Source organism: Rhodoplanes sp. SY1 (assembly GCF_046000175.1).
Classification (GTDB): Bacteria; Pseudomonadota; Alphaproteobacteria; order Rhizobiales; family Xanthobacteraceae; genus Rhodoplanes.
Window position 1 is genome coordinate 125709 of record NZ_JBEOMB010000064.1, and the last position, 6019, is coordinate 131727.

General features: G+C 69.3%; 5 protein-coding genes. All 5 read left to right on the top strand.

Going from position 1 to position 6019, the window contains the following annotated elements:
- Window positions 1–194 precede the first annotated feature (194 nt).
- The 5 genes from ABTU92_RS18035 to ABTU92_RS18055 all read left to right on the top strand — a co-directional run bounded on the left by ABTU92_RS18035 (window position 195) and on the right by ABTU92_RS18055 (window position 5782).
- Window positions 195–821, top strand: a complete 627-nt coding sequence (locus tag ABTU92_RS18035; RefSeq protein ID WP_408093028.1) for a tripartite tricarboxylate transporter TctB family protein — start codon at window positions 195–197, stop codon at window positions 819–821.
- A 37-nt stretch (window positions 822–858) separates the two neighbouring features.
- Complete coding sequence (locus tag ABTU92_RS18040; RefSeq protein WP_408093013.1) at window positions 859–2364, top strand: tripartite tricarboxylate transporter permease; 1506 nt, start codon at window positions 859–861, stop codon at window positions 2362–2364.
- 368 nt (window positions 2365–2732) lie between these two features.
- On the top strand, window positions 2733–3722 hold the full coding sequence (locus ABTU92_RS18045; RefSeq protein WP_408093014.1) for a tripartite tricarboxylate transporter substrate-binding protein: 990 nt from the start codon (window positions 2733–2735) through the stop codon (window positions 3720–3722).
- Between the two features lie 190 nt (window positions 3723–3912).
- Window positions 3913–4707, top strand: coding sequence for a thymidylate synthase (locus tag ABTU92_RS18050; RefSeq protein WP_408093015.1), 795 nt, complete (start codon window positions 3913–3915; stop codon window positions 4705–4707).
- Window positions 4708–4858: 151 nt separating this feature from the next.
- The gene (locus ABTU92_RS18055; protein WP_408093016.1) at window positions 4859–5782 is read left to right on the top strand and encodes a LysR family transcriptional regulator; all 924 of its coding nucleotides are present in this window, start codon (window positions 4859–4861) and stop codon (window positions 5780–5782) included.
- Window positions 5783–6019: the final 237 nt, after the last annotated feature.

Here is a 6019-nt window from a genome sequence, read left to right on the forward strand (position 1 = left end):
GCCGATTCGGCCTCGTATTATTTTGCTTCCGCAATTCACAAAACGGCCATCGTGTGCTTCCTGCCGCCTGCGGCCTTATGGTAGGAGACGTCGACTTTCGGCGGGTGGTGTCTCCTCGAGCGAGCATGGAGGGTTTGATGTCCGAGGGCGTACAAGCGTCGTCGCAGGGATCCGTCGAACAGAAACGAACCGTGATGTCGGTCGTGGCGCCGCTGCTGATCGGCCTCCTCGCGATCGGCGGCTATTTCCGGACCCCGGCCGCATCACCGCTGATCGCCGACGTCCTGCTGTTCACCGGCATCGCGCTGGTCGCCTTCGCGGCGGCGCTTCTGCTGCTGCGATGGCCGGTTCGCGATCCGCGCGACTATTACGGCGGCCTCGTGCTGTTCGGGCTCGCGCTGTTCATGCTGTGGGCCGGCAGCGATCTGCCCGGCACCCGCGGCTTCGCCTTCGGTCCCGGCACCGGCCCGCGCATCTTCGCCTCCGTGCTCGCCACGCTCAGCCTGATCGTCATGATCGTCGGCATGTTCGCCCAGGGCCCCGGCCTCGAGCGCTACGCCTGGCGCGGACCGTTGTTCATCACGCTCGGCACGCTTCTGTTCGCCGTGACGATTCGCCAGTTCGGTCTGGTCATCGCGAGCTATCTCAGCATCGTCACGGTGGCGGCCGGCAGCTCCGAGGTGCGCTGGATCGAGACGCTGATCTGGGCCGCCGTGCTCACGGCGTTCTGCATCCTGGTCTTCCCGATCGCGCTGAGCCTGCCGTTGCAGCTCTGGCCGTCGCCGAACCTCTCCTTCTCGACCTTCCTGAACTTCCGCTGAGCGCGCGCGCGCGTCACAGACTCGAGAGTTTCCTGACATGACGGATCTGCTCGCGAATCTCGCACTCGGCTTCGGCGTGGCCTTCTCGCCCGCCAATCTCGGCTTCTGCATGCTCGGCACGATCGTCGGCACCCTGATCGGGGTTCTGCCCGGCGTCGGGCCGCTGGCGACCATCGCCATGCTGCTGCCGATCACCTTCGGGCTGCCGCCCGTCGGCGCCCTCATCATGCTGGCCGGCATCTATTACGGCTCGCAGTACGGCGGCTCGACCACGTCGATCCTGGTCAACATCCCGGGCGAGGCCGCCTCGGTGGTGACCACCCTCGACGGCCACCAGATGGCGCTGCAGGGCCGCGCCGGCCCGGCGCTCGCCATCGCGGCGATCGGCTCGTTCTTCGCCGGCTGCGTCGCCACCGTGCTGGTGGCGGCGCTCGGCGCGCCGCTCACCTCGGTGGCGCTGCTGTTCGGCCCGGCCGAGTACTTCTCGCTGATGGTGCTCGGCCTGATCTTCGCGGTCGTGCTCGCCAAGGGCTCGGTCGTCAAGGCGCTGTGCATGATCCTGCTCGGCCTGATGCTGTCGATGATCGGCTCCGACATCGAGACCGGCCAGTCGCGCATGTCCTTCGACATCCCCGAGATGGCCGACGGCATCGGCTTCGTCACGGTCGCCATGGGCGTGTTCGGCTTCGCCGAGATCATGCGCAACCTCGAGCACACCTCGTCGCGCGACGTCGTCAAGGCCAAGCTCACCGGCCTGATGCCGACTTGGCCCGACCTCAAGGCCTGCGCCCCGGCGATCGGCCGCGGCACGATGCTCGGCTCCATCCTCGGCATCCTGCCGGGCGGCGGCGCCGTCATCGCGGCCTTCGCGGCCTACACGTTCGAGAAGAAGGTGGCCAAGGACCCGTCGCGTTTCGGCCGCGGCGCCATCGAGGGCGTCGCCGCGCCGGAGAGCGCCAACAACGCCGCCTCGCAGACGTCGTTCATTCCGCTCCTCACCCTCGGCATCCCGCCGAATGCCGTGATGGCCCTGATGGTCGGCGCCATGACGATCCACGGCATCGTCCCGGGCCCGCAGGTGATGACCAAGCAGCCCGAGCTGTTCTGGGGCATGATCGCCTCGATGTGGATCGGCAACGCCATGCTGGTCGTCATCAACCTGCCGCTGGTCGGCGTGTGGGTGCGCCTGCTGCGGGTGCCGTACCGGATGCTCTATCCGGCGATCATGATCTTCTGCTGCATCGGCGTGTACTCCATCAACAACTCGCCCTTCGACGTGCTGATGACGGCGGCGTTCGGGCTGGTCGGCTACTGGCTCGCCAAGCACGACTTCGAGCCGGCCCCGATGCTGCTCGGCTTCGTCCTCGGCCCGCTGATGGAGGAGAACCTCCGCCGCGCCATGCTGATCGCCCGCGGCGACCCGACCACGTTCGTGACCCGGCCGATCTCGGCCGGCCTGCTGGCGCTCGCCACGCTGCTCCTCGTCATCGCGCTGCTGCCGATGATCCGCGCCAAGCGCGAGGAGGTCTTCGTCGAGGATTGATCCGGATCCGGGCTTCGGCCCGCCGACCGGAGCACGACACGCAAGCGCCGCGGCCCTGCCGCGGCGCTTTTTGCATGTGCGAGGACGGATGCGAGTCTCCGGTTCCGCTCTTGGGCGGCGCCGGGCGTGGGCGGGCGCGAACCTCACCTGCGACAGCCTGCCGCATGGGCCGCGCCGGCCGCGATTCTCTACCAATCGGTGTGAAGCGGTCGCGACCGCGAATTTCCTAGATCAAAAGCAGAATTGCGCCGCCGCAGGCCGCGGTGGCATGTGCCGGCATCGGACACTGCCGTTCACTGCCGGTTTTGATCTCGAAGTGGTTTCAAGCCTGAAAAGCCGACCCAGAGGAACGCAACAAGGAGTCAGTCATGTCTGTGCGCAAGTTGACGGCCCTGCTCGCCGCCGGATGCCTTCTCGCCAGCGCCGGCGCGGCCTTCGCGCAGGGGGCGAACGGATATCCGGCCCGCCCCGTCACCATGATCGTGCCGTTCGCGGCCGGCGGCCCGACCGACGTGGTCGCCCGCATCGTCGGCGACCACATGTCGAAGACGCTCGGCCAGCAGATCATCATCGAGAACGTCACCGGGGCGGGCGGCACCACCGGCGCCACCCGGGCGAAGCGGGCCGCCAACGACGGCTACACGGTCATCATGGGCCACATGGGCACCCACGCCGCCGCGGTGCCGCTCTATCCGAACCTCGCCTATGATCCCGTCACCGATTTCGAGCCGATCGGCGTCGCCGCCGGCACGCCGATCCTGATCCTCGCCAAGAAGGATTTCCCGGCCAAGGATCTGAGCGAGTTCACCAAGCAGCTGAAGGCGAACTCCGCCACCCTCAACATGGCGCATGCCGGCGTCGGCTCGGTCTCCTACACGACCTGCCTGCTGCTCGGCTCGATCCTGGACGTCAAGCCGACCGAGGTTCCCTACAAGGGCACCGGACCGGCCCTCAACGCCCTGATGGCCGGTCAGGTCGACTACATGTGCGACCAGATCGTCAATGTCGTCTCGCAGGTCCAGGGCGGCACCATCCGGGCCTATGCGATCGCCACCGAAGCGCGCAACCCGGCGCTGCCGGATGTGCCGACCACCACGGAAGCCGGCCTGCCCGAGTACAAGGTCTCGGCCTGGAACGCCGTGTTCGCGCCGAAGGGAACGCCGCAGCCGGTCGTCGACAAGCTCGCCGACGCGCTCGACAAGGCGCTCAGCGACGAGACCACCCGCAAGCGCCTGCTCGACCTCGGCAGCGACCTGCCGGAGGGCGACCGCCGCGGCCCGAAGGCCCTCGGCCAGCTCGTCAAGAGCGAGGTCGAGCGGTGGTCGAAGGTGATCAAGGCCGCCGGCCCGGGGAACTGATCCTCGATCCTCGCGCCTGCCCGCACGTCAAACCCGATGCCCGCGCTCGCGCGGGCATCGGCGTTTTCACGACGCTGCCGCAATAAAGGCGTGGATGGCCGGGACGAGCCCGGCCATGACGGCGCGGGGACCGCTATGGTGCCGCTCCCGGCCGGGGTCGGCGACCACGGCGCCTGAACCGACCCGACCGATGCGCCAGTATCTCGATCTGATGGACAGGATCCTCCGCGAGGGCGTGGAGAAGCGCGACCGCACCGGCACCGGCACGCGCTCGGTGTTCGGCCATCAGATGCGCTTCGACCTCGCGGCCGGCTTCCCGCTGGTGACGACGAAGAAGCTGCACCTCAAGTCGATCATCCACGAGCTGCTGTGGTTCCTCGCGGGCGACACCAACATCGGCTACCTGAAGGCCAACGGGGTCGGCATCTGGGACGAGTGGGCCGACCGGAACGGCGACCTCGGCCCGGTCTACGGGGCGCAGTGGCGCTCCTGGCCGACGCCCGACGGCGGCACCATCGACCAGATCGCCCAGACGCTCGATCTCCTGCGCCGCGACCCCGACTCGCGCCGCGTCATCGTCTCGGCGTGGAATCCGGCGGACCTGCCCAGGATGGCGCTCGCCCCGTGCCATTGCCTGTTCCAGTTCTACGTCGCTGACGGAAAGCTCTCCTGCCAGCTCTACCAGCGCTCCGCCGATGTCTTTCTCGGCGTGCCGTTCAACATCGCCTCCTATGCGCTGCTGACCCTGATGGTCGCGCAGGTGACGGGCCTGAAGCCGGGCGACTTCGTCCACACCTTCGGCGACGCGCATCTCTATCTCAACCACCTGGAGCAGGCGCGCCTGCAGCTCTCGCGCGATCCGCGGCCGCTGCCCACCATGGTGATCGACCCGACCGTGACGGACCTGTTCGCCTTCCGGTACGAGCACTTCCGGCTCGAAGGCTACGACCCGCATCCGCACATCAAGGCGGCGGTCGCGGTGTGACGGCGCTGCAGGCTCGATCGTCATTCCGGGGCGCCGCGCAGCGGCGAACCCGGAATCCAGCCCGGGACGTGGGTGCTCGTCGCTGGATTCCGGGTTCGCGGGCGTTCGCCCGCGCCCCGGAATGACGGAGAGTTCTTATCGCGAGGCCGCCATGACCCTGCACCGCCTCGGCCTGATCTCGACGCGGCTCGAGGCGTTCCAGGCGGTGGTGCGGTTCGGCTCGATCCGGCGCGCCGCGGCGGCGCTCGGCGTCGCGCCCTCGGCGGTCAGCCGCACGCTGCGGCAGCTGGAGGAGGGGATCGGCACGCCGCTGTTCGAGCGGGCGCGCCAGCGCCTGAAGCTCACCAGCGCCGGCGAGATCCTCGTCTATCACGCCGGCGCCAGCCAGGCCGAGCTGGAGAAGGCCTGCGCCTTCATCGACGACCTCGCCGGCCTGCGGCGCGGCAGCGTCACGGTCGCGGCGGTGGAGAGCGTGACGCGCGGGCTGGTTCCGGAGGTGCTGAGTCGCTTCTGGGCCCGCCATCCCGACGTCGAGGTGCGGCTCGCCGTCACCGGCTCGACCCAGGCCTTCGAGGCGGTCGCCCGCGGCGAGGCCGATCTCGCGATCGGCTTCGACGCCAAGCCGCCGAAGGGGACGGTGCGGCTCGCCAGCGCCGCCCTGCGGCTCGGCGCGCTGCTGCGGCCCGACCACCGGCTCGCCCGCCGGAAAACCGTGCGGCTTGCCGACTTCGCCGGCGAGCGGGTGATTCTGGCCGACGCCAGCCTGACGCTCGGCGCTTCGCTGGAGGCCGCGATGCCGGCCGATGCGACGGCGCTGCGCACCGCCGCGGTGACCAACTCGATCCACCTGATGAGCGACCTCGCGCTACGTGGCCACGGCGTCACGTTCCAGACCCGGGTGGGCGTCGAGCGCGAGCTCGCCGACGGCGCCTTGACGTTCGTGCCGCTCGCCGACCGGCAGCTCGCACCGCGCCGGCTGATCCTCGTCGCGCGCGGAAAGGCGCATCTGCCGGCCGGTCCGGCCGTGCTGGCGAACCTGCTCACCGCGGCCGTGCAGGCGCTCGACGGGCAGTGAGGGGTGTTGCGCCGAGAGCAACACTGCGATCACTCGTGCCTGTCTATCGCAACGCCTCGGCGGCTGCCAAGGTCCTGCTCCGAGGCCGTCTGGCCGGTTCGGAGGTGACCCCGATGCGATCGAAGCTCCTGCTCGCCGTCTCGCTCGCCGCGTCGGCCTGGCTCGCCGCGCCAGCGGCCGCGCAGGCTCCCGCCACGGCGGAACCGACCAAGATTCGCTTCAGAGCCGATCCAAGAA

Bases quoted from the DNA above. Each gene is read 5' to 3' on its own strand.
- ABTU92_RS18035 (WP_408093028.1), top strand. From the start codon at position 195: ATGTCGGTCGTGGCGCCGCTGCTGATCGGCCTCCTCGCGATCGGCGGC.
- ABTU92_RS18040 (WP_408093013.1), top strand. From the start codon at position 859: ATGACGGATCTGCTCGCGAATCTCGCACTCGGCTTCGGCGTGGCCTTC.
- ABTU92_RS18045 (WP_408093014.1), top strand. From the start codon at position 2,733: ATGTCTGTGCGCAAGTTGACGGCCCTGCTCGCCGCCGGATGCCTTCTC.
- ABTU92_RS18050 (WP_408093015.1), top strand. From the start codon at position 3,913: ATGCGCCAGTATCTCGATCTGATGGACAGGATCCTCCGCGAGGGCGTG.
- ABTU92_RS18055 (WP_408093016.1), top strand. From the start codon at position 4,859: ATGACCCTGCACCGCCTCGGCCTGATCTCGACGCGGCTCGAGGCGTTC.